Below are 24950 nucleotides of genomic sequence, written 5' to 3'. Positions count from 1 at the left end.
TCATTCATAAGTGCTGCGGAAATAATCGTCCAGGTATTCGCTGGGCGATTTGCCTATCACCGATTTAAACACCCGGTTGAAATTGGTGACGGTGTTAAAGCCGCAGTTGTAAGCTATGGCGGAAATGCTTACGCCGTCGGTATCGCCGGTGGTCAGTTTCTTGCAGGCTTCGTTGATGCGCACTTCGTTCAGGAACGAAACAAACGTATGCTGGGTTCTTTTCTTGAAATAGCGGCAGAAGGCCTGCGGCGTCATATGCGCCTGCTGCGCCACATGTTCGAGCGTGATGTTCCTGGCGTAGTTGCCCATGATATAATGGTAGATATGGCTGAGCCGGATACCATCGTTCTCGCTCACATTGGTAAGATTGGAAATGCTCGATAATTTTTTCAGGTTGGGGATGCTGCTGAATTTGCGCAGCAGGTCTATCAGCGCCGTCAACTGCTCCGAGCCGGACAGGTTTCCGATCTGCATCATTTTATGCGAGATATCCGCTACGTGTTTTGACGGAACGATAAAACCGTTGTTGTGTTTCTCCAGGAATTGGTGGATGTTCTTCATCTCCGACAGCTCGAACAGGCTTTGCAGTTTGCCGTAAGGATTGAAATGGATCGACAGTGCATGCACTTTCCGTTTGCTCTTGGGCGAGAAATACACAGGATCGCTTTTAAACACATGCGGCTGGTTGACGCCCAGGAAATAAATCTCGTTGGGACCGAACAGGTGCATGTTGTTGTCTACCACCAGCGTGCCTTCTCCTTTCTGCACCCAGGTAAGCTGCACTTCATCATGCCGGTGCAGGTGCTGGTAAAAATAAGGCAGCACATCGCGGATGATGATGATGTTCCTGTCGCTGGGAACCGGAATGGTAAACTGAAGTACTTTCATACAAAGCTTTTCTTTACAAAAATTCTCTATTTATATGCCTGTTTTCAGGAAAGGCAGTTAAAATAGGGGATATGCTGCACATTTCGGAACCGTTACCCCCGATTTTTTGAAGAAGGTTAAAATCCGGATAGAAATGGCTAATTTCTGTTGGTCGGCAGAAAACAGCCCGGGTTATATTTAGTGTCAAAAATACGCTTATTTTTCCGGTATGAACAGGGCAACAAGGTATTTGTGTCTGTATTTTTAAAAAATACCTGCGGGGAAAAACCCGGAGGATTATAGGACCAATGGTTTCGGCGATGGCGGCATACTATTGTGCCGTTATGAGGCAGATCGGTGTGCTAGCCGAGAACAGTGTGCAAAATGCCGTTCCGAACCGGTGGATGACAGGGTGAAATTATTGGAAGAAACCTGTTTTCCCGGGAAACGGCTGTAAATTTCCGGGGGTGTTTGCATGGTGGAAGCAGGTTGTCCGGTTGCCGCCCGCGGCGGAGAAGAAGTTAAAATATGTAAACTATTTATTAATACTTGAAAATACCCGCCCTGCAATCGTTGGTAGTTTTGCAGGCAAACAAACAACTCAGTATGGCAAATGTATCATGGAAGGGTGTTTATCCCGCAATGCTTACCCCTTTTAACAGTGATGAATCGGTGGATTTTGACGGCTACAAACGCAATCTGCAGGCGCAGCTCGATGCCGGTGTCGATGGTATTATCATAGGCGGATCGCTGGGTGAAGCCAGTTCTCTTTCCAACGAAGAAAAACGCGACATGCTGTTCTTTTCCAAAGAGCTGGTGCCCGCAGATTTTCCCGTGATCGTGAACATAGCAGAGCAGACAACCCGGGCTGCTGTACAGTTGGCCCAGGACTCGGAGAAAAACGGTGCGGACGGTTTGATGCTGCTGCCTCCGATGCGTTACTATGCCGACAGCCGTGAAACACTTGCCTATTTCAAAGCGGTGGCCGGTGCCACATCGCTGCCGATTATGATCTATAACAACCCGGTTGACTATAAAATCATGGTCACGCTCGATATGTTTGAGGAGCTCCGTTCTTTCGAGAACATCAGGGCGGTGAAAGAATCCACCAGGGATGTATCGAATGTAACCCGCATGATCAACCGTTTCGGTGACCGTTATAAAATACTTTGCGGTGTGGATACCCTTGCCATGGAAAGTCTTTGCATGGGTGCAGACGGATGGGTTGCCGGTCTGGTAGACGCATTCCCCAAAGAAACCGTGGCCATCTACCGCCTGGTAAAAGCCGGCAGGATAGAAGAGGCGCTTAAGATCTACCGCTGGTTCCTTCCGGTGCTCGAGCTGGATATCCATCCCAAACTGGTACAGTACATCAAGCTCGCTGCTTCACATACGGGCATCGGCTCTGCCCATGTACGTGCGCCGCGGCTGGCAGTGGAAGGAGAGGAACTGCAGGCTGTGACCAATATCATCAAAAAAGCACTGGCGGTAAGACCAACACTGCCGGATTACCTGAATCTCAAAAAGAAAGAAGATGCTGCATGGGTATAATGTGATCGGAGCGGAAACCAGTGCCGCAGGCACCGATGTTTTTCAATCCTTCAGTACCGTTGAAAAAAATTATTTACCCGAACGTTTTCATGTTGCTACACAGCAGGAGGTGGATCATGCGATAGCAAAGGCCGTAAAGGCTTTTGCTATCTTTCGTAATACCACTTTCGTGCAGCGGGCATTATTTCTTGAAACCATCGCGGAATGCATTCTCGAAACAGGCGACAGCCTGCTGCGGCGGGCGCACCTGGAAACGGGTCTGCCGCTGGCCAGACTTACCGGCGAACGCGACCGTACCATGAACCAGCTGAAACTGTTTGCCGCTTTGCTGCGCGAAGGTTCCTGGACCGATGCGGTGATCGATACCGCCCTGCCCGAACGGAAGCCTTTGCCCCGAAGCGATCTCAGGCGCATGCTGCAGCCACTGGGGCCGGTGGCTGTGTTTGCCGCGAGTAATTTTCCGTTTGCATTTTCCACTGCGGGCGGCGATACGGCTTCTGCGCTGGCCGCCGGATGCCCGGTGATCGTGAAAGCGCATAGCTCGCATGCCGGCACCAACGAATTCATGGCGCGGGCCATACAAAAAGCCGCCGGCCAGACAGGTATGCCCGACGGCGTATTCTCTTCGCTGAATGGCGGGGGGGCCACGCTCGGTCAAACACTGGCCGCCGATCCGGCCATCAAAGCCATCGGTTTCACCGGCTCATACCGCGCAGGCATGAGCCTGTTTGCCACCGCCACCCAGAAACGCGAAACACCGATACCGGTATATGCTGAAATGAGCAGCATCAACCCCGTGGTACTGCTGCCCGGAACACTGGCAGCGCGCGTGCAGGCAACAGCCGGCTCACTGGCCGCCTCCATTACCCTGGGCGTAGGGCAGTTTTGTACAAATCCCGGTTTGCTGTTTGTGATACGCGATGCGGCAACCGATTCCTTTCTTCAGGCACTTGCCGCCGCATTGCAAACCGCTGCACCCGGCATTATGCTGAATACCGCCATCTGTAAAAGTTATTACACCGACCGCACGCGTCTCACCGGCGCAGCGGGCGTAACCCTGCTCACGGCGGGCGAAGACCTCTCCTTAGAATACAAAGCCAGCCCGGCCCTGCTGCAGGTGCCCGCCAAAGCATTCAGGGAACAGCCGCAGCTGCAGGACGAAGTGTTCGGTCCCTGCTCTCTGGCGGTGGTATGCGAAGACCGTGCTGAACTGGAACAAACACTGGATACGCTGCATGGCCAGCTCACCGGTTCGCTGTTCGGAACAGCAACCGAGTTATCGGCATACCGTTCGGTTGCGGAACGATTGCAGCAGAAAGTAGGCCGGCTTATTTTTAACGCCGTTCCCACGGGTGTGGAAGTATGTCATGCCATGGTGCATGGCGGACCCTTCCCCGCAACCACCGATTCGCGCAGTACTTCTGTGGGTACGGAAGCGATACGGCGTTTTGTTCGCCCGGTATGTTACCAGGATTGTCCGCAGGAACTGTTACCCCTGTACCTGCAGGATACAAATGAAGCAGGTATCTTACGCAAGGTAAACGGCAATTATACAAGGGAGCCGATCGGCAGTAACCAACAGTAAAAACAGACATGGCACATAAAAAATTCTTTTGCATCGATGCGCATACCTGCGGCAACCCGGTTCGCCTGGTGGCGGGCGGGGGCCCCCTGCTCGAAGGCAATTCCATGATGGAAAAACGCCTGCATTTTTTGCGTGAATACGACTGGATCCGGAAGGGACTGATGTTTGAGCCCCGCGGGCATGATATGATGAGCGGCAGCATTCTTTACCCACCGCACGACCCGGCAAACGATATCGGCGTATTGTTTATCGAAACCAGCGGATGCCTGCCTATGTGCGGGCATGGTACCATCGGCACCATCACCATCGCCGTGGAAGAAGGGCTGGTGCAGCCCCGCACACCCGGCCACCTGCGGATTGAAACGCCCGCAGGACTGGTGCTGATCGACTACCGGCAGAAAGGTAAAAAAGTGACTTCCGTTAAACTCACGAACGTGCCTTCTTTTCTCTATGCGGAAGGGCTCGAAGTAAACTGCCCGGATCTGGGCAGGCTTACACTGGATGTGGCATTCGGCGGCAATTTTTACGCCATCGTGGATCCGCAGGAAAATTTTCCCGGGCTGGAAGCGTTTACCGCAGACCAGCTGGTCTCCTGGAGCCGGCATTGCCGCACGGAACTGAATGAAAAATATGTTTTCGGGCATCCGGACAATGCCAATATCAAAGGACTGAGCCATCTCTTATGGGCGGGTAAAACCATCGATACGGAAGCCACCGCAAGAAACGCGGTATTCTATGGCGATAAAGCCATCGATCGTTCTCCCTGCGGTACCGGCACATCGGCGCGTATGGCCCAATGGTATGCAAAAGGCAAACTGAAAAAAGGAGATGCATTTGTGCACGAGAGCATCATCGGTTCCAAATTTACCGGACGCATAGAAGAAGAAACAACCATCAACGGTAAGCCGGCCATTGTGCCCAGTATAGAAGGCTGGGCCATGGTAACAGGCTACAATACCATTATCATAGACGATGATGACCCTTACGCCCACGGCTTCCAGGTTATCTGATGTAGCATACGATGAAAGCAGTAATTATAGGAGGAGGTATTATTGGTTTGAGCACGGCTTATTACCTGGTCAGAGATGGCTGGGAAGTAACCGTTGTTGACAGATCCGATCTCAGCGACAATTGTTCTTATGGCAACCTGGGTATGATCGTACCGAGTCATTTTGTGCCACTGGCGGCACCGGGTATCGTATCGCAGGGGCTGCGGTGGATGTTCAGCTCCAGCAGCCCGTTTTATGTAAAGCCTTCGCTGAATGCACAGCTGGTGGGCTGGGGATGGAAATTCCTGCGCTCTGCCAATGCAAAGAATGTGGCCGCATCCGCGCCGCATCTGAAAGCCATCAACCTGTTGAGCAAACAGCTCTACGAGGATATGGCAAAAGAACCCGGCTTTGAATTTGGTCTCGAGAAAAAAGGGATCATGATGTATTTCAAAACGGAGAAAGTTGCCGAAGAAGAGATCCATATGGCGGAGACCGCCCGGAGTATGGGACTGGATGCGGTGGCGCTTACCGCAGCAGAAGCCCGGGCCCTCGAGCCGGATATGGACCTGGATGTGCTGGGTGCGGTGCACTATCGCTGCGATGCCCATCTCTATCCCAATAAACTGATGGAGCAGATGCAGCTATGGCTCAAATGGAAAGGTGTGCAGTTTGTGACCGGTTCGGAAGTGCGCCAGGTATACAGCAGGGCCAACCGCATCACCGGTATACAAACCGGCAGCGCAGGAATTGCAGGGGATGTGTTTGTATTTGCCGCGGGATCCTGGATGCCGCAGTTGCTGAAACTTGCCGCACTGCAGCTACCGCTGATGCCGGGTAAAGGATATTCTTTTATGCAGCAGCCCGCGCGGCAGCTGAACATTCCCGCCATTCTCTGCGAAGCAAGGGTGGCCATCACGCCGATGGGTAACAGCGTTCGCTTCGGCGGCACCATGGAGATAGCACCGGTGAACAGCCAGGTGAATATGAACCGGGTCAAAGGCATTGTGGATTCCGTTCCCGCCTACCTGCCCGGACTGGCGGTGCAGATGCCGGAAAAGGACAAAATATGGTATGGTTTCCGACCCTGTTCTCCCGATGGGGTTCCTTATATCGGCTACGGCGCCAGATACGAGAACCTGCTGTACGGGGCAGGTCATGCCATGATGGGTTTGAGCCTGGGGCCCGCCACAGGACTGCTGTTATCCGAGCTGGCTTCCCGCAGGAAAACGAGTATCGATGTACACGCATTCGATCCGGCGCGGTTTGACTGATCAACCAATTATAACTGCTATATGAAAAGACATCACGCTTGTATCTCCCTGCTGTTTGGCTGCAGCCTGCTGCTGACCGTTCCGCAGACCACCAGGGCGCAGGTATCCAAAGACGCCTATGTTCCCTGCCAGGAAATGCCCGCCCTTATCCAGGGGTTCGGCACCGACAGCAGAACACTTAACCGGTTTTATTCGCCTGCTGTAACAGGTCGCGGCGGTTTTGGTTTTGGCGGCGGCGGGGCAGATGCCGCGGCGGGTTCTCCCGAGCGCAATAAGCGTTTGCAGGAACTGGTGACGGAATACCGGAAGAAACTGGCCGCTGTGAATTTCAAGAACCTTTCACAGGAATGCAAAGTCGATTATATCCTGTTCAAACGCGATCTGCAGGAGCGCATGACGCAGTTGCAGTCGGAGGCGGAGGAAGTGGGCAGGATCAGGCCATGGATCGCTTTTGGCGATAAAGTATATGCACTCGAACAGAAACGGCGCCGCGGTTTTCAGCCCGATGCCGAAAAAGTAGCCAGCGAATGGGCTGCCATGGCGGGCGAGATCAAATCGCTTCAGGCCAAACTGAAAGACGAAAAATCTTTCGACGCAAAATCGGTTGCAGTTGCGGGAGAGGTATTGAACAACATTAAGCAAACAGCGCAGAGCGTTTACGATTTTTACAACGGGTACGACCCGATGTTCAGCTGGTGGGTGCCATCGTCGTATAAATCGTTCGACGAAGCAGTTACCGCCTATGCCGCCGCATGGAAGGGCAAGGCAACTGCCTTGATACCCACCGACAAGAGCGGTATCACCGGTGTGCAGGCAGGCAGGGAGAACCTGATCAGACAGCTGCAGCGCGAGATGATACCGTATACACCCGAAGAACTGATCGACATTGCCAATAAGGAATTTGCCTGGTGCGACGCCGAAATGCTGAAAGCCTCACGCGAAATGGGTTTTGGCGATAACTGGAAAGCAGCGCTGGAAAAAGTAAAGAACACTTATGTGCCCGCGGGTAAACAACCCGAAGCAATCTATAAACTGTATACCGAGTCGATCGATTTTCTGAAAAAAAATAACCTGATCACCGTTCCGCCGCTGGCAGAGGAAACATGGGGAATGAATATGATGTCGCCCGACCGGCAGCTGGTGAACCCCTTCTTTACGGGCGGTGCGGATATTACGATCTCTTATCCCACCAACACCATGGGTTTTGAAGACCGCATGATGAGCATGCGTGGCAACAATCCCCATTTTTCCAGGGCAACCGTACACCACGAACTGATCGCCGGACACAACCTGCAGCAGTTTGTGAACCAGCGTAACCGCACTTACCGCAATTTCGGCACGCCGTTCTGGACAGAGGGCTGGTCGCTGTACTGGGAGCTGATTCTCTGGGACCTGGGTTTTGCCAAAACACCCGAAGACCGTATCGGCATGCTGTTCTGGCATATGCACCGCTGTGCACGCATCATCTTTTCGCTGAACTATCATATGGGGAAATGGACACCGCAGCAATGCGTGGATTTCCTGGTAGACAGGGTAGGGCATGAACGCGCCAATGCGGAAGGAGAGGTGCGCCGTTCTTTTGTGGGAAGTTATCCTCCGCTGTACCAGCTGGCATACCTGACGGGCGGCAGACAGTTTTACGCATTGAAAAAAGAACTGGTAGACGGCGGCAAGATGAGCTATAAGCAATACCACGATGCGGTAATGAGTCTCAACGCCATGCCGGTTGAGATGATCAGGGCCATACTGACCAACCAGCCGCTGACAGAAGATTTTAAAACAAGCTGGCGCTTTTACGATAAACAGTAATAACGGAAAGAGCATCTGTACACGGGTGCTCTTTTCATTTAACAACACTGCAGCATAGCTGTCCGGAAGAAAAAGAAGGCAAGCCCCCTCATCTCTGCGCGCCTCTGCTCCTCCCGCGTCTCTGCGGTAAAAAAACTCAACACCTTTGCATATCGTACCAATAAAACAGCCGAACAGTTGTAGCATATAGCGCTACTTTACCCTAACTTGATGCCCGTTTGTATGTTCAGGAAAAAATGGATACAGCTACTGACTGCGCTCTGCCTGCTCGCCGTATTATTCCAGTACTGCGTGCAAAAGCAATTGCCCGAATTCAACGATCCGCGGGGAAAAGCCTATGCCGGATCTTCGAATTGCATGAGCTGTCATGCAGAAGTGTTTACAACCTACCAGGCCAATGCGCATATGCACAGCTCGGGGCCTGTTTCGCACGAAAGCATGCGGCGGTACATGGCAAAAGGAGATAACCGTTTTGTGTACCGTTCTTCGCTGGAGGTTCGTATCGAAGAAAAAGAGAACCGTTATTACCAGACAGCCTATGACAGCGGAAAGGCAAAAGCATCTTTCCCGTTTGATATGGCCATCGGGTCGGGAAGAAAAGCGCAGACCTTTTTATACTGGTACGATGCAACTATTTACCAGCTGCCCATCAGTTATTCGCTGGTGGGACAATGCTGGGCAAACAGTCCGAACTATCCCAAAGACAAAGCGCGTTTTGACCGTTCGATACCGGTGGGTTGTTTTGAATGCCATGCCTCTTATATTGAGCGAACGGGTGTGATGGAACAGAGAGGCTACCGTATCGATGCATTTGATAAAACCAGGCTCATTTACGGTATCGACTGTGAACGGTGTCATGGCCCCGCTGCGGCGCATGTGGCGTACCAGCAGGATCACCCGGCGGAAAAGACGGCGAAATACATTGCCGCCATCAAATCGCTCACCAATGTGCAGCAGATGGAAGCCTGCGCCACCTGTCATTCAGGTTTGCACGAGCCGCTGCGCTCTCCCTTTCTTTTCCGTCCCGGCAATACACTGAAAGATTTTTACCGCGCCGATACCGGCAAATTTCCCGCATCGGAACTCGATGTTCATGGTAACCAGTACCAGCTGCTGATGGCCAGCAAATGTTTCAGGGCATCGGTAACCACCATGTCGTGCAGCACCTGTCATAACCCGCACCGGACAGAGCGCAGCAATATGGAAGTATATTCTGTAAAATGCATGAATTGCCACCAGCCCGGCAGCAAACATTTCTGCACCCTTGCAGCAAAGGCTGGCGCCACTATTGTGAAGAACTGCATCGACTGTCATATGCCTTCCGTGCCCTCGCGTATCATCAGCCTGGAGGGTGCCCAGCACAGCAATATCGCCAACCGCGTTCGTTCGCATCTGATTGGAAAATATGGTATGAAGGAAAGCGGACAGTTCAGCAAATAAGTGCTGCCTGCTGTAGATTCCCAATCCCCCAAATCCCCGTCCTGTATCCCCAATCTCAGGTTTTCCCCGCCGTTACTGCCTGTTTCGTCTTCCCTGCCTGCCGCCGTTCATAAAAAGGTTAAAATATGTTCACTATTAGTTAAAATATTAGCTTATTCCCTCGGGCAGAGAAAATAATTTTAAGTGTCAATTTGACCATTATTAAAACAGCTTGCTTATGAAAAAGGTATTTGCCTTTCTGTTTATGCTGGCCATGTTCCTGTCGGGACTGGTTCAGGCTTCTCCCGGAAAAAGATTTTCCGCTCCTCCCCGAAGCGTATCAGGTGTTGTGACCGATGCAGGTACGGGCTCGCCTTTACAGGGCGCAACCATCGCTGTCAGGAATACATCGACTGCCACCAGTTCCGATGTTGACGGCCGGTTCAGTATCACCGTTCCTTCTGATGACGCGGTGATCGAAGTTTCATTTGTAGGCTATGTGAAAGTATCGCTGCCCGTAAAAGGACAGAATGTTTTCAGTGTTAAATTGAACAAAGACATCAACAGCCTCGACGAGGTGGTTGTGGTTGGTTATGGTACACAGAAAAAAGGCGACCTTACCAGCGCTGTATCCAGCGTGAAGCAGGAAAATTTTGTAAAAGGTTTTGTAAGGGATGCGGCACAGCTGATACAGGGCAAAGTGGCCGGTTTGTCTGTGTCCACTTCCTCGGGTTCTCCCACCGCAGGAACGCAGATACAACTGCGTGGTATCACTACCTTAAACTCCTCCACGGCGCCGCTGGTACTGATCGACGGTGTGCCGGGTAACCTTAACTCCGTTGCACCCGAAGATATTGAAGCGGTGGATGTGTTGAAAGACGGTTCTGCCGCCGCTATCTACGGTACACGCGGTACCAATGGTGTGATCCTGATCACCACCAAACAGATCAGGGGTGGGGCCACGCGTTCCGTTGTGGAATACAATACCTATGTAAGTCTGCAGACCATTGCCCGGAGGCCCCGTTTCCTGAACGGCTCCGAGTTCCGCAAATTTGCCGCAGAAGGATATCCGTTTATTGATTATGGGTTGAATACCGACTGGTTCAAAACCATCTCACGCGATGCGCCTTTCAGCCAAACCCATAACCTGAGTTTCCAGGGTGGTAACAAGAACACCAACTATACCGCTACGGTTAACTACCGTAACTGGGAAGGTATGTTTCTGAAATCGGTGAACCGCCAGGTAACACTGCGCGCCGATGTGAACCATTCCATGTTCGACGGCAAAGTGAAAGTAAACCTGAATGTTATCAACCGCCAGCGTAATGATGACGGCGGATTCAACAGCTATGTATACCGCCAGTCGGTTATCCGCAACCCCACAGACAGTATCTACGATTTTATGGGCAGGTGGAAAGAGCGTAATATCTATTTCTATGATAACCCGCTCGCCTATATCATGGAAACCATTGCACGCAACGAGAACCAGGAAACACGTTTGTCGGGCAGCATCACCGCCAGCCCGGTACGCGGACTTAACCTTAAGTTGCTGGCAGCTTCGGTGAAGAACCAGTCTATGTCGGGCTCTTCGGAAACAAAGAAGCATGTGTCTACCACCAAGAACGGCCGCAATGGCAATGCGTCTAGGAGCACCAGCTACAGCCTTGATAACCTGCTGGAGTTTACCGCCGATTATACCAGGAGCTTTGGCAAGCACAGGGTAACCGCGCTTGCAGGTTACAGCTACCAGGATTCGAAAGACGAAAACTTTGGTGTTTCCAACTGGGATTTCCCGACAGATGCCTATTCTTATAACAGGCTTGAAGGCGGTAACGCACTGGGCCGCGGAGAAGCGTCTATGTCCAGCTTTGCCAGTTCCTGGAAGCTGATCGGTTTCTTCGGCAGGGTGAACTATAATTTCGACGACAAATACATGCTCTCTGCAAGTATCCGTCGCGAAGGTTCTTCCAAGTTCGGTGCCAACAACAAATGGGGTACGTTCCCCGCGGTATCCGGTGCATGGCGCGTAAAGAACGAGCCGTTCATGCGCAATGTATCGTTTATCAGCGATCTGAAACTGCGTGCGGGTTTTGGTGTAACAGGTATTGCGCCAAGCGCTTCTTATCTCTCACTGACCAGTCTTAACTACGGCACCCGTTTCCTCGATAACGGCGTATGGATCCAGTCGCTCTCTCCCGTAAGGAACCCTAACCCCGATCTGCGCTGGGAGCGTAAGGAAGAGTTCAACTTTGGTGTTGATATCTCCGTGCTGAAAGGCCGGCTGAGCGCCACCGTTGATGTGTACAACCGCACCACACGCGATATGCTGTACAACTACAGCGTACCCGTACCGCCTTACCTGTTCAACAGCATCCTCGCCAATGTGGGTGTGATGGAAAACAAGGGCGTGGAAGTGCTGGTAAACTATAACGCTGTTCAGAAAAAGGATTTCCTCTGGGAAACCAGTGTGAACTTCTCCACCAACTCCAATAAGCTGGTGAGTCTGTCCAACTCGCAGTTCCGTACCACATCCAACTTCTTTACGGCGGGTGGTACCGGTGAGCCTGTGCAGGACTATACGCACAGGGTGGATATCGGCGGACCGATCGGTAATTTCCATGGCTACAAATCTGTAGACATCGATGCCAACGGTCTGTGGATCATCGAAGGCGCCGATGGCAAACCCAAACCTTACAGCCAGGCCAAACAGGACGATAAGAAAATCCTCGGCAACGGTCTGCCCAAGTACTATGCAGGATGGAACAACACCGTTCGTTATAAGAACTGGGACCTGAACGTGCTGATGCGCGGGGCATTCGGTTTCCAGATCCTGAACTTCCAGCGGATGTTCTACGAAAATTCACAGCCGCAGATACTGGGCAACTACAATGTGCTGCTGTCTGCCTTTGATAAGGTATACGGTAAAACAAGGCTGACCAATTCCCAGGCTTATGTAAGCTACTATATCGAGAACGGTGATTACTGGAAGGTGGACAATATCACGCTTGGTTATAATGTCAATCTGAAAAGCACCAAATACGTGAAATCGCTGCGTTTGTATGCATCCGGTCTGAATATGTTTACGATCACGGGCTACAAGGGCATCGATCCGGAAGTGAACAGGGGCGGTCTGGCACCCGGTAACGATGAGCGTGACAAATATCCGACCACACGTACATTCACGCTGGGAGCGCTGATCACACTTTAACCAAAAACACTAAGCAGATTGTTATGAAAGCATATAAAAACAAATGGATCCTTACAGCCGCGCTGGCGGGTTCCGTTATCATGAGCGGATGTACCAAACTGGATGAAAAGGTATATTCCGAGTTGCTGGCGCAGAATTTCCAGGCCACCCCGCAGGATGTGCCCGCACTGATTGCGCCTGTTTATACCGTGCTGCGCGCGCAAACGGCCAGCTGGCAGGCATTGTTCGACGTAGAGGAAGAATCGGCCGACCAGATCGTAACACCGGCAAGACCCAACGGCTGGGTGGACGGCGGAACCTACCGCCGCATGCACGAGCATGTGTGGACGCCCACCGAAGGACAGCCCAACGGCGTATACAACCGATCCTTTACCGGTATCAACAATGCCAACCGTGTATTGTTCCAGATCAATTCGGGAGAGATACCCGTATCGAACGGAAAAGACGCGATCATTGCCGAGCTGAGGGCGGCAAGGGCATACTATTATTACCTGCTGCTGGATAACCATGCCAATGTGCCTATCGTAACCGATTTCAAGGATACCAGCCTGCCCAAGCAGAGCACGCGCCAGCAGGTATACGATTTCGTGGTGAAGGAATTCACCGAAGCGATGCCTAACCTCACCACCGAAGTGTCCAAACGCACGTATGGCCGTATGAACCGCTGGGCCGCGAAAGCGTTCCTGGCGCGTGTATACCTCAATGCGCAGGTGTACACCGGTACGGCCAAATGGGCGGAATGCATACAGCAGTGCAATGATGTCATCGCCTCCAATTCCTATTCGCTGGCTGCCCGGTATAAAGACAATTTCACGGCCACCAACGATGCCTCTCCCGAAATGGTCTTTGCCGTACCCTACGATGAGATCATGGCAACAGAGAACAACCTTCATATGAAAACACTCGACCCGCTGATGCAGCTGGTATACCCCATGCAGGTACAACCCTGGGGTGGTAACTGTGCTGTTCCGCAGTGGATCGATACCTATGATGCAGACGACCAGCGTTTGAAAGATACCTGGATCATGGGGCCGCAGTATAACGCAACCACCGGTGCACTGGTGATCAATTATGTGAAAACCGTAACCAGTATCGCCTCCAGCACCAGCAACCAGGGTTTCCGTATCGGTAAATACGAGATCAAACCCGGTATGCGCGGCGGATCCAGCGTAGACTTCCCGCTGATGCGTTATGCAGACGTACTGATGATGAAAGCAGAATGTTTGCTGCGCACCGGTCTTGCCACCGAAGCAGCCACCATCGTTTCGCAGGTGCGTGCCCGCAGCTTTACGGCAAACCCTGCAAAAGCAACGGTTACGGCTGCACAGCTGCAGATGGGCAGCAGCTACAATTACGGCGAATGGGCCGCCGGCGCCCAGACGACTTTTGAAGGCGGCGCCGATATTCCGTTCGGCCGTATGCTTGATGAGCTGGGATGGGAATTTGCGGCAGAAGCAAAACGCAGGCAGGATATCATCCGTTTTGGTGTGTTCAACCGCAAAAGCTGGTTCTCGCATAAACCATCACCTGCTTACAGGAGTATCTTCCCGATACCCAATAATTCACTGTTGACGAACTCGAACCTCAAACAGAACCCCGGCTACTGATCCGGGTATCTGAACAGGTTCGCATTCAAACGTTTGTTTTTGGTATAAGCAATAGCAATGGCAGAGGCCTGCAGCACTTGTTGCAGGTCTCTCCATTCTGAAAAACGGCTCATCATGAAAAATTGCATGCATCAGAGAAACATCGCACTGGCGTTGTTACTGGCACTGCCTGCTGCCTTTGTCTCGGCGCAGCCGGTAAAAAATTACACGCAGGCAGATACCCTGCGCGGCTCCATTACACCCGAACGCAGCTGGTGGGATGTGCAGCGATACGATCTTTTTGTGCAGCCCGATTATCCCGGCAAATCCACCAGAGGCATAAACACCATCAGCTACCGTGTACTGGCGAAAGCCGCAACGGGTAAAATGCAGATCGATCTGAAAGACCCCTTGACGATCGACAGCGTCTTTGACAAAAACAACCGCCCCTTGTTATTCGGGAAAAACGAAACCGTATGGTATATACAAACCCCTGCGCAGACGGTGGGTACCAGCCAGTCGGTCCGTATTCATTTCAGCGGCAAGCCGCATGAAGCCATCCGTGCGCCCTGGGATGGCGGCTGGACATTTACAAAAGACTCCCTGAACCGTCCCTGGATGACGGTTACCTGTCAGGGACTGGGCGCTTCCATCTGGTATCCCTGCAAGGACCACCAGAGCGATGAGCCCGACAAAGGTGCTTCGCTGACCATGCGTGTCCCCGATACACTGATGGCCGTAGGCAACGGCAAACTTGTACAAACAACAAAACACGGAGACGGTACCGCCAGCTATCGCTGGGAGGTGGTCAATCCCATCAACAATTACAACATCATTCCCTATATCGGCAAGTATGTACACTTTACAGAAACCTACAATGGTGAAAAAGGGAAACTGCCGCTCAGTTACTGGGTACTGGATTACAACGAAGCGAAGGCAAAAAATTACCTGCCGCTGGAAACGCATAATATGCTCAGAAGTTTTGAGCATTGGTTTGGTCCCTATCCTTTTTACGAAGACGGTTATAAACTGATTGATGTGCCCCACACGGGCATGGAACACCAGAGTGCAGTTGCCTATGGTAACTGGTACCAGCCGGGTTACCGCAAACGCGACGGATCGGGTACGGGCTGGGGACTGAAATGGGATTTTATCGTGGTACACGAAAGCGGCCACGAATGGTTCGGCAACAATATTACCAGCAACGACCTGGCCGATATGTGGGTGCACGAAGGCTTTACCAATTACAGCGAAACACTGTTTGTCGATTATATGTACGGCGTACAGGCCGGCAACGAATACAACGCGGGTATCAGACGCGGTATCAGGAACGACCGTACGGTTATTCCCGTGTACGGCGTGAACGCGCAGGGCAGCGGAGATATGTATCCCAAGTGCGGGAACATGTTGCACGCCATCCGCCACAGCATGAACAACGATGAACTGTTCCGCGGAATTTTGCGCGGTCTTAGCAGGGATTTCTATCATAAGACCGTGAATTCTTCGGACATTGAAAGATATATTTCGGCCAAATCCGGCTTTGATTATGGTAAGGTGTTTGACCAGTACCTGCGCAACACAAAAATTCCCGTACTGGAATTCCGGCTGGCGAACGGGCAGGTAACGTACCGGTACACCAACTGCATAAAAGGATTTAACCTGCCGATCGTATTACAGAAAGGAACCACGCTTGTGAAACTGCCGGTAACGGACGAATGGCAGACCACGGCCATCAGCACCGAACAGCAGACGCTGATCACCGGTGCCGGTATCAAAAGCATGTATTATATCGAACCTATCGAAACCAAATAAATTGTAACCGATGAAAATTTACCGATTGCTTCCCGCCCTGCTTTGCCTGGCCCTTGGGATACCGCTTACAAAACCGGTGCAGGCGCAGACCGTTACCGATAAACCCAATCTTGCCGTAGTGGCCAAAGCAACCGTGGAAGGCCGCGGCGGATTTGGTGTCAATGGCCTGAACGACGGCCTTACCCCTGTGAACATCGGCAATTCAAGACCAGGTGCCGCAGGCGGCAACGGTGCAGGGTTTAACAGACCCCCGCGTACCAACCTGGCCGTTCAATACGAATGGAATGAACCGGTAACCACCGGCGAAATCGGTTTGTACTGGTGGAACTATAACAGCAACCTGCGTCTCCCCGAAAATTACCGGCTCAGCTACTGGAACGGAAGGGCATTTGTTCCGGTGACCAATGTAAAAGGACTTGGCAGGGAAAACAACCAGCTCAACACAACCTTATTCGATCCCGTAACCACCACGCGCATGAAACTGGAACTGGATTCTGCAGACCGAGGTCTTGCCACTTTGCTCGAATGGGTGGTGGTAAAAGCGCCGGGGTCTCCCAATCCAAAACCGCTGGTCAATGCGGGGCTCGACAGGGATGTGCTCATCAACGGCAAAACCTACCTGGATGCCTCTGTGCGTTCGGTATCGCCCGTGTCGGCCATTGCATGGAAAAAAGTATCCGGTCCGGGTACGGTCAGTTTCAGCGATGCTTCAGCTATGAAGGGATCGGCAAATTTTTCGGCACTGGGCGATTATGTATTGTCGCTGGCGGCCAACGAAGGCAGCCTTACACAAACCTCAACCATTCATGTAAAAGTGCATAACCCGCCGCCGCCCAAACGGCTGGATGTGGTGTACACTAAAAAGTACAGGATCGACAACAAACTCTGGAACGATCGCGCCAAGGCGATGATCGTGAACTGGATACCGTATTGCATAGACCAGAACGAGAGAACCGATCTTACCGTGGGACAGGGCGGTCTGGATAATTTCATCGAAGCGGCCAAGGCGCTGAAAGGCCAACCGCATGAAAAACACAAGGGCTATGTATTCTCGAATGCCTGGGTGCACCAGACGGTTGAGTCCATTTGCATTGCCTTGATGGTGGATCCGCAGGGCGATAAAGAGATCATTGCCGCACAGGCTAAAATGAAGCAGGCGCTGGAAAGATGGATACCCATCATCCTTGCCGCACAGGAATCCGACGGGTACCTGCATACTGCCTATACCTTACGCGATACCGCCAGGTGGAAGGAACGCTGGTCACCCCGCAACCGCGGCGACCACGAAGGGTATGTGGCGGGTTATTTTATCGAGTCGGCGATCAACCACTATACACTCACCAATGGTAAAGACAAACGCCTGTACGATGCCGCAAAAAAACTGGCAGACTGCTGGGTGAAAAACATAGGAACGGGAGCGGGACAGAAAGAATGGTACGACGGCCACCAGGAAATGGAACAGGCCCTTGTACGCTTCGGCCGCTTTGTAAACGATATGGAAGGCAATGGCCGGGGCGACAGCTATGTGAAACTGGCCAAGTTCCTGCTCGACAGCCGTCGTAACGGTACAGAATACGACCAGAGCCATGTACCGGTGCAGCAGCAGTACGAAGCGGTGGGGCATGCCGTGCGCGCCACCTACAACTATTCCGCCATGGCGGATGTGGCGGCCGAGACAGGCGATGTAGACTACCAGAGCGCGGTAATGTCGCTTTGGAATAATTTGATCAACCGCAAATACTATTTCACCGGCGGAATCGGCAGCGGTGAAACATCGGAGGGTTTCGGCGGTAACTATTCGCTGCGCAACAACGCTTATTGCGAATCCTGTTCCAGCGCGGGACTGATCTTCTTCCAGTACAAAATGAACCTTGCCTACCACGATGCACGTTATGCCGATCTCTACGAAGAAACCATGTACAACGCATTGCTCGGCTCCCTGGATCTCGACGGCAGGAGTTTTTATTACACCAACCGGCTGGCCGAAGCCCAGCCGCGCGATCCCTGGCATGTTTGTCCCTGCTGCGTGGGCAATATCCCCAGAACCCTGCTGATGATACCTACCTGGACCTATGTTACGGGCGATAAAGCCATTTATGTGAACCTGTATATCGGCAGCACCATCAATGTAGAGCGTGTGGCAGGCACGGATGTGGAGATGGTACAGAAAACAGACTATCCCTGGAATGGCAATGTGGCCATTACCGTTAACCCCAAACAGGAAAAATCATTTACCGTATTTGTTCGCGTACCAAACCGCACCACCAGTGAACTGTATACACCCGACAGGGAAGTAAAAGGATTGAAATGGATCAAAGTGAACGGTAAAAACATGCCCGTGCAGGCAGACAAGGGCTATGTGGCCATTACCCGCAGCTGGAAAAAAGGCGATAAGATAGAACTTGAAATGCCGATGGAAGTGCAGCGTTTTAAAGCCGATGACCGCATCGAAGCCGATCGCGGAAGGATAGCGCTTCGTTATGGTCCGCTGGTGTATAACGTGGAAACCGCAGACGGACAGGACATCAACAAGACGATTTCCGATAAACCGCTGACCCTCGAATGGCGCGACAATTTCCTTCGTGGTATGGCCGTGATCAAAGGCGAGTGGTCCGACGGGTCTCCTTTGATCGCCATCCCCAACTACGCACGCACCAACCGCGTGGATGGCAGGGAACCGGCCGTGACAACCACCACCATCCCCAGCCAGACAAACGAGCCGCCGCAGCGCATTGCCAACAGGCCGGTATCGTCGCTTATCTGGATCAAGGAAAAATAAGACAATCAATACCAGTATACAAACGCCCGGATCAGTTCCGGGCGTTTTTTTTGACAGACGCTCATGCATCAGTTTCCTGATTGCGTAAACCGTTTTTCCCGATACGGGGAGGCATCATCGGGGCGCGCACCCAACTTTGCGCGCAAATTAACCCTTATGAAAAGATATGTATGGATGGTACTTCTGTTGCTGGGATCGGTTTCCCTCAAAGCGCAGACGGGTATACTGAAAGGAAAAATAAGTACAACCGATGGCCGGGAAGCGGAAGGCGTTACGATACTGGTTAAAGAAACCAGGAAATCCGCACTGAGTTTTGATAACGGCAGTTTTGTTATCCGGGGATTAAAACCCGGTAACTATACGATCGAAGTGTCGCACGAGGGACTGCAGACCGTTACCAGTACCGTTCGTATTTTGGCAGACCAGGCAACGGAGCTGAACCTTTCGCTGAAAGAAACCGCCCGGCAGCTGGAAGAGGTGATCGTGCAGGCGAAAAGAACCGCTAACGACAAAGCGGTTACGATAGGTAAATCGGGTATTGCACCCAAAGACCTGCCCCAGGCCGTGACGATTATTAACCAGGAGCTGATCGATAACCAACAGGCGCAGCGTTTGAGCGATGTGTTACGCAATGCGAACGGCGTATACCTGGCCACCACCCGCGGCTCCACGCAGGAAAATTTTTCCGCCCGTGGCTATGGCATCACCTCCAATAACCTGTTCAAGGACGGCATCCGGATCAACTCCGGCGCTATGCCCGAAACAGGCTCGCTCGAAAGGGTGGAAGTGCTGAAAGGAAGCGCGGCCATATTGTTCGGCAATGTGGCGCCGGGCGGCGTCGTAAACATGGTAACCAAACAACCCCGGTTCGTTCATGGCGGTTCGGTGGGCATACGTGCAGGCAGTTTCGGTTTGTTCAAACCCTCGTTCGATGTATATGGTCCGCTCAGCCAGTCGCTGGCTTTTCGTCTCAACGGCAGTTTTGAAACAGCAGACAGCTACCGCGATTACGTGCACAGCAAGCGGTATTATGTAAATCCTTCGTTTCTATTCAAACTCGGCAGTAAAACCGAACTGCTGCTGCAGGGCGATTACCTGGATCATTCATTCACGCCCGATTTCGGTATTGGCTCTATCGATAATACCCGTATCCCCGATGTGCCACGTTCGGCTTTCTTCGGTACGCCATGGCAGTATGCACATACCAGGCAGACCAGCGCCACGGCCACCATCAGGCACACGCTCAATACGGCATGGATGCTGAACGGATCTGTATCTTACCAGCGTTATAACCGCGATTATTTCTCCACCGAACGCATACAGGCATTGGCCAGCGGAGACTGGTACCGTCCGCTCGGAAGAACCCGTAACCTCGAAGACTATTATACGGCACAGGTAAACCTTACGGGCAAATTTGCTACGGGCTCTCTGCAGCATGTACTGCTGCTGGGCATGGATGCGGATCAGTACCATGCAACGGCGTATACCTACAACCAGCCGGCCATTTACGATACGATCAATATACTTAACCCGAATAAATACAGGGCCAGGACCGATATACCGGTGGTGAAAGAAATCCGCGTGGTGAAAACACCGACCTTCCGTTTCGGCGCCTATGTGCAGGACCTGATCAGTCTGACAGCTCAGTTGAAACTGCTGGTGGGACTCCGTTGGTCGATACAGGAAGCCAAAGCGGCCGCAACCACCGACCTGAACACCGGTCTGACCACCCTGGGCGCGGTAAAAACCGACAGGGCATTTTCTCCCAGGGCGGGCCTGGTGTATCAGCCAACAAAAAACACCAGTCTGTTTGCTTCCTATGCCAATTCATTTGTGGTGAACAGCGGCACGGATGTTTACGGCAATGCGCTGAAGCCTTCAATTGTTGACCAGTACGAGCTGGGCATCAAGAACGACCTGATCCAGGATAAACTAACGGCCAATATAACCGTATACCGGATCATCAACAACAACCTGGCGCAAACAGCGCAGTTTGCAGCGGATGGTGTAACTCCCAACAGCAATACCAGCCTGAAAGCGCTTACCGGAAAAACACAAAGCGACGGACTGGAGATAGACCTCAGCAGCCAGCCGGTAAAAGGTCTTTCGCTGCTTGCAGGATACAGCTACAACTATATCCGGTACACCAAGACCCCCGATGTAAAAGGCAATTTTGTGGAAGGAGAGCGGTTACAGAATTCTGTTGGCAGCACCGCCAATGCAAGCGTGTTCTACAGCCTGCGCGGCTGGAAGTTCGGTGGCGCGTTCTTTTATACCGGGCCCCGCTATGCCGGCTTCAACAATACCAAGGGACAGGCGCAGAACTACAACCGGATGTTCCGTGTGGAAGGATTTGCAACCGTTGATCTCAGCGCAGGATATACCTGGCAGCGGCTGGCTGTTCTGGCCAAGTTGTCGAACATCACCAATACCTTCAATTATAATACGCACGAAAACTACAGCATCAATCCCATACCTCCCACGCAGCTGATCGCTACGCTGAGTTACCGGTTTTGAGAACGGTAAGCGATACCGGCGTACCGGTAACTGCTTTGCCCGTAAAAAAAGAGAAAGGAGCCCGGACTGCCTTTCTTTTTTTTTACCGGTGGCCGCCGCAGTTCGGCGCTGGACATACGGTTGATAAAAATTGTATCTTGAAGTTCTATGAGCAAATCACCGGGTGCAACCATGCCGGAGCTGTTGCAGCAGTTCAACTGGCAGCAGACCGCTGTCGGCGCTATGGGCAGCTGGCCCCTGAGCCTGCGGATTACGGTATCCACGATCATGGCGGCGAGGTTTCCCATGCTGCTTTTGTGGGGGCCCCGGTTCATACAGATCTATAACGATGCATTTCGGCAGTGCCTGGGCGATAACGGCAAACATCCCGCAGCGCTGGGAGCCGGCGCGGCAGATACCTGGTCAAAAATATGGCCGGTGCTGGAGCCGAGGTTCAAAGAGATACTTGCCGGCCAAAACGCCCTGTTCCAGGAAGATGCGCTGTTCCCGCTTACGCGCGACGGCGAGGTAAGCCAGGTATACTGGACATTCAGCTGCAGCGCTGTGCGCGACGAGAACGGGCTGGTGCAGGGTATCCTGGTGGTGTGTTACGACAGTACGGAAAAGATCCGCAATATGGCTGCCGAGGTACGCTCGCGTGAGCAGCAGCAGAAACTGCTGACGCTGGTCGATAACAGCGTAGACCTGATGTCTATCCTGGAACTGGATGGCACCAACAGTTATATCAACGAGGCCGGCAGGAACATACTCGGCATCGATGCCGATGCGGATGTAAGAACCATTCCGATCGCAGATTTTCATACCCCCGAACAACTTGTTTTTGTGGAGGCCGAGATCATACCCAGTGTAATGGGTAAGGGCAGGTGGGCCGGTCAGTTTGCCGTGCGCAATGCCAAAACGGGCGAGATCATTCCCTTATTCAATAACTGCCACCGTATCACGGATACGGTAACCGGTCAGCCGATCGGTATCGGCGCCGTGATGCGCGATATGCGGCCCGAACTGAACGCGCGTAAAATACTGGAGGAAAAAGTGGCAGAAAGAACGCAGGAACTGCAGCGCGCCAACGAAGAACTCGAAAAGATCAACAAAGACCTTGCTTCGTTTGCTTATGTGTCGAGCCACGACCTGCAGGAGCCGCTTCGAAAGATCAATACCTTTGTTTCGCGTATCGAAAACGAGAGTATAGAGAACCTTACAGGTAACCAGCGTGATCTGTTTGAACGCATCAAGCGGTCTGCCTACCGTATGCATACGCTGATCAACGACCTGCTGAGTTTTTCGCGCACCAGCTCTGCCGAGCGCATCTTCAAACCCGTAGACCTGCAGGAGATGGTGACCGAACTGGCCGCCGGTCTGCAGGAACGTATCCCTTCCGAAGAACTGGTGTTTGAGAGCGATATGCTGCCCGTGATCAATGCCATACCCTACCAGATGCACCAGCTGTTCGACAATCTTTTTTCCAATGCCATCAAGTTCAGGAAGCCGGGTGTGGCGCTGGCACTTCGCGTAGGTTACCGGAAAGTTTCGGGCAAACACCTCATTACGGTGGAGGACAACGGTATCGGTTTTGAACCGCAATACAACGAACGCATTTTTGAGGTATTCCAGCGTCTGCACGGCAGGTACGAATACGATGGAACCGGTATCGGCCTGGCTATCTGCAAGAAGATACTCGAGAACCACAGTGGTTCCATTTATGCCGAAGGACAAAAAGGAATCGGTGCAAAATTCATGATTACCTTACCGGAACGTTAGCATTGCCAGGGAGTGTGAATCCCAGGTGCACCAGTATTTTGTGGATGGTAACAGGCCAGTGATCCGACAGGAGGCTTTCTGCGATCGGGAACACTTTGATGCCGTATTCACTGCGTAATTCTCCCGCCATTTTTTCCAGACCAATGAGGTCATTCGATACCAGAATCAGGTTCCTGCCGCATTGTGCAAATAAATTGGCCAGTTCCTGGCCCATACAGCTTGTGGCATGTGTGATCAATCTGAATTGTTGGTGCCGCAAATGGTTTTAAAGATTCAGGTGCAATCGCTGTGCCAGGGAATGCCGTTGTCTGCACACTGCCTGCAATATTTTGCTACCTGTCTGTGTTTCAGGGTAATGAAGAAAAATAAAAACCATTAATCTGCCCGTCGTCCGGATGCTTTCGCGATAAAACATCGTTTGCCGGTGCCTATATCTTTTCTTCTTCGGTACGCGCGGCAATTTCACGTATGGTCTGGTCCAGTTGGTTCGCGGCATTCTTCAGCAGATTGAACATATGCCGTGAATGCTCATCCGTCAATGTTGTTTTATCGATCAGCCCGAGTATGCCCACAATATTGGCCACATGGTTACGAACCTGGTGCGACTGCATCCAGGCGATATCGCGGAGACGTTTGTTTTGTGCCTGTATCCGCAGCAGGTTTTTTTTCTGTATGGTAATATCGTGAGAAAAACAGCTGATGCCCGTTACTTTTCCTCCCCTGTCGTAAATAGGATTGAAGTTGATGTCTGCATAACGGGTCTGACCCTGTATCTCCGCTTCGTAAACCATGCCATAGGATTCGCCTTTCATCGCGCGCTCAAAAAGACTTTTCCATTCAGCCAGCAGACTGCTGCTGTAATCGGCATTGGTGGCTTTGGTTTCCGTTTTGCCGGTGATCTCCGACACCCTTTTCCAGAATGCATCATTGCCCACCTGTATGTTGTAGTGTTTGTCTACCGACCAGATGATATCGGGGGTATTGTTGATAATGGCCAGCAGGTGCTGCTGGTCGTCGAAAACCTGCTGTTCCAGTCTTTTCTCCTGTGTGATATCCATAAAATACACCGCCACGCCGTTATCGGGACCGGGATACGCATTTACGCGAACCCACATATCGCGCTGCGGGACATATTCTTCAAAGTGTACGCCCCGCAGGGTTGTTTTTACTTTCTGGAATTCGTCATAGAATTTCAGCTCTTTGCCATAGGGGAAGACATCCCATACCACTTTGCCGATCACTTCGCTGCTGGGTCTTTTGTGGAGCCGCTCGTAGGCTTTGTTCACATAGGTATACCGCCACTCATCGTCAACCGTATAAAACGCATCCGTGATGCTGTCCAGTATCGTCTCATTCTGTTCAATGCTTTCTTTAAGCCTGTTCTCGGTTCTTACTTTTTCGTCGATATCGATCGCGGTCACCAGCACCGCTGGCCGCCCGGCAAATACGGTTCGGTAGGCATACACCTGTACAAAGAATTCTTTTCCGGCGGCGTTGGTATGCAAAAACCTGCCGGCGTCGTAGTATTGCCCGGGAGATGCATCCGTGGCCTTATAAAAAGCGGGCCATTCGCTTTTGGGGCGTAAATCCAGGGGAGTCATCCCCAGAAAAACTTCCTTGGTATAGCCATACTGCCTGAGTGCCGAATGGTTGGCTTCCAGGAACCTGTAATTCTCGCTATCATAAATAAACATTGGGGAGGGATTGTCTTCGAACAGTCGTCTGTAATCCTGGGTTTCTGGCATAAACATCTCTTAAAATTAATGAAAATCAGCAGTATGCGTTTCTTGAAGACC

At 52.1% G+C, this 24950-nt stretch carries 15 protein-coding genes; 12 read left to right on the top strand and 3 right to left on the bottom strand.

All coding sequences use genetic code 11. The features are described 5' to 3' along the window. Nucleotides 1-888 carry a helix-turn-helix domain-containing protein gene (locus GWC94_RS09025; protein ID WP_161834709.1) on the bottom strand — a complete coding sequence of 296 codons (888 nt, stop codon included), beginning with the start codon at nt 886-888 and terminating at the stop codon, nt 1-3. Nucleotides 889-1473: 585 nt separating this feature from the next. Between GWC94_RS09025 and GWC94_RS09020 the strand changes: the two genes are divergently transcribed. The 12 genes from GWC94_RS09020 (at nt 1474) to GWC94_RS08965 (ending at nt 23154) form a co-directional block, all read left to right on the top strand. Continuing rightward, the gene (locus GWC94_RS09020) at nt 1474-2418 is read left to right on the top strand and encodes a dihydrodipicolinate synthase family protein (RefSeq protein ID WP_161834708.1); all 945 of its coding nucleotides are present in this window, start codon (nt 1474-1476) and stop codon (nt 2416-2418) included. Further along, complete coding sequence (locus tag GWC94_RS09015) at nt 2402-4003, top strand: aldehyde dehydrogenase (NADP(+)) (RefSeq protein WP_161834707.1); 1602 nt, start codon at nt 2402-2404, stop codon at nt 4001-4003. The genes GWC94_RS09020 and GWC94_RS09015 overlap by 17 nt, the downstream gene beginning before the upstream one ends. 8 nt (nt 4004-4011) lie before the next feature. Then, on the top strand, nt 4012-5013 hold the full coding sequence (locus tag GWC94_RS09010) for a 4-hydroxyproline epimerase (protein ID WP_161834706.1): 1002 nt from the start codon (nt 4012-4014) through the stop codon (nt 5011-5013). A gap of 11 nt (nt 5014-5024) precedes the next feature. Continuing rightward, nucleotides 5025-6266 (top strand): NAD(P)/FAD-dependent oxidoreductase, encoded by a 1242-nt coding sequence (locus tag GWC94_RS09005; protein ID WP_161834705.1) that lies wholly within the window; start codon nt 5025-5027, stop codon nt 6264-6266. Nucleotides 6267-6287: 21 nt separating this feature from the next. Further along, on the top strand, nt 6288-8075 hold the full coding sequence (locus GWC94_RS09000; protein ID WP_235918495.1) for a DUF885 family protein: 1788 nt from the start codon (nt 6288-6290) through the stop codon (nt 8073-8075). A gap of 222 nt (nt 8076-8297) precedes the next feature. Then, nucleotides 8298-9515, top strand: a complete 1218-nt coding sequence (locus GWC94_RS08995) for a multiheme c-type cytochrome (protein ID WP_161834704.1) — start codon at nt 8298-8300, stop codon at nt 9513-9515. Nucleotides 9516-9732: 217 nt separating this feature from the next. After that, nucleotides 9733-12702 (top strand): SusC/RagA family TonB-linked outer membrane protein, encoded by a 2970-nt coding sequence (locus GWC94_RS08990; RefSeq protein WP_161834703.1) that lies wholly within the window; start codon nt 9733-9735, stop codon nt 12700-12702. A 23-nt stretch (nt 12703-12725) separates the two neighbouring features. Continuing rightward, nucleotides 12726-14309: a RagB/SusD family nutrient uptake outer membrane protein gene (locus GWC94_RS08985; protein WP_161834702.1), complete on the top strand. Its 1584-nt coding sequence runs from the start codon at nt 12726-12728 to the stop codon at nt 14307-14309. 126 nt (nt 14310-14435) lie between these two features. Next, complete coding sequence (locus GWC94_RS08980) at nt 14436-16100, top strand: M1 family metallopeptidase (protein WP_161834701.1); 1665 nt, start codon at nt 14436-14438, stop codon at nt 16098-16100. 10 nt (nt 16101-16110) lie between these two features. Beyond that, complete coding sequence (locus GWC94_RS08975) at nt 16111-18879, top strand: glycoside hydrolase family 127 protein (RefSeq protein WP_161834700.1); 2769 nt, start codon at nt 16111-16113, stop codon at nt 18877-18879. A gap of 156 nt (nt 18880-19035) precedes the next feature. After that, on the top strand, nt 19036-21396 hold the full coding sequence (locus GWC94_RS08970) for a TonB-dependent receptor (RefSeq protein ID WP_161834699.1): 2361 nt from the start codon (nt 19036-19038) through the stop codon (nt 21394-21396). 147 nt (nt 21397-21543) lie between these two features. Beyond that, on the top strand, nt 21544-23154 hold the full coding sequence (locus GWC94_RS08965) for a PAS domain-containing sensor histidine kinase (protein WP_161834698.1): 1611 nt from the start codon (nt 21544-21546) through the stop codon (nt 23152-23154). Here GWC94_RS08965 and GWC94_RS08960 read toward each other — a convergent pair. After that, nucleotides 23135-23392, bottom strand: coding sequence for a Rossmann-fold NAD(P)-binding domain-containing protein (locus GWC94_RS08960; RefSeq protein ID WP_161834697.1), 258 nt, complete (start codon nt 23390-23392; stop codon nt 23135-23137). The two genes, GWC94_RS08965 and GWC94_RS08960, sit on opposite strands and share 20 nt — an antisense overlap. 190 nt (nt 23393-23582) lie before the next feature. After that, the gene (locus GWC94_RS08955; RefSeq protein WP_262886268.1) at nt 23583-24899 is read right to left on the bottom strand and encodes a PAS domain-containing protein; all 1317 of its coding nucleotides are present in this window, start codon (nt 24897-24899) and stop codon (nt 23583-23585) included. Between the last annotated feature and the right edge of the window lie 51 nt (nt 24900-24950).

The sequence above is a fragment of the Sediminibacterium soli genome (assembly GCF_009939225.1).
Lineage (GTDB): Bacteria > Bacteroidota > Bacteroidia > Chitinophagales > Chitinophagaceae > Sediminibacterium > Sediminibacterium soli.
This window is presented reverse-complemented; position numbering and strand designations above follow the sequence as displayed.

What these genes read in the sequence shown, in the direction of transcription:
- GWC94_RS08965 (WP_161834698.1), top strand. Translation starts at nt 21,544, where the DNA reads ATGAGCAAATCACCGGGTGCAACCATGCCGGAGCTGTTGCAGCAGTTC.
- GWC94_RS08955 (WP_262886268.1), bottom strand. Translation starts at nt 24,899, where the DNA reads ATGCCAGAAACCCAGGATTACAGACGACTGTTCGAAGACAATCCCTCC.
- GWC94_RS08980 (WP_161834701.1), top strand. Translation starts at nt 14,436, where the DNA reads ATGCATCAGAGAAACATCGCACTGGCGTTGTTACTGGCACTGCCTGCT.
- GWC94_RS08990 (WP_161834703.1), top strand. Translation starts at nt 9,733, where the DNA reads ATGAAAAAGGTATTTGCCTTTCTGTTTATGCTGGCCATGTTCCTGTCG.
- GWC94_RS09020 (WP_161834708.1), top strand. Translation starts at nt 1,474, where the DNA reads ATGGCAAATGTATCATGGAAGGGTGTTTATCCCGCAATGCTTACCCCT.
- GWC94_RS08975 (WP_161834700.1), top strand. Translation starts at nt 16,111, where the DNA reads ATGAAAATTTACCGATTGCTTCCCGCCCTGCTTTGCCTGGCCCTTGGG.
- GWC94_RS09025 (WP_161834709.1), bottom strand. Translation starts at nt 888, where the DNA reads ATGAAAGTACTTCAGTTTACCATTCCGGTTCCCAGCGACAGGAACATC.
- GWC94_RS08995 (WP_161834704.1), top strand. Translation starts at nt 8,298, where the DNA reads ATGTTCAGGAAAAAATGGATACAGCTACTGACTGCGCTCTGCCTGCTC.
- GWC94_RS09000 (WP_235918495.1), top strand. Translation starts at nt 6,288, where the DNA reads ATGAAAAGACATCACGCTTGTATCTCCCTGCTGTTTGGCTGCAGCCTG.
- GWC94_RS09010 (WP_161834706.1), top strand. Translation starts at nt 4,012, where the DNA reads ATGGCACATAAAAAATTCTTTTGCATCGATGCGCATACCTGCGGCAAC.
- GWC94_RS08985 (WP_161834702.1), top strand. Translation starts at nt 12,726, where the DNA reads ATGAAAGCATATAAAAACAAATGGATCCTTACAGCCGCGCTGGCGGGT.
- GWC94_RS09005 (WP_161834705.1), top strand. Translation starts at nt 5,025, where the DNA reads ATGAAAGCAGTAATTATAGGAGGAGGTATTATTGGTTTGAGCACGGCT.
- GWC94_RS08970 (WP_161834699.1), top strand. Translation starts at nt 19,036, where the DNA reads ATGAAAAGATATGTATGGATGGTACTTCTGTTGCTGGGATCGGTTTCC.
- GWC94_RS09015 (WP_161834707.1), top strand. Translation starts at nt 2,402, where the DNA reads ATGCTGCATGGGTATAATGTGATCGGAGCGGAAACCAGTGCCGCAGGC.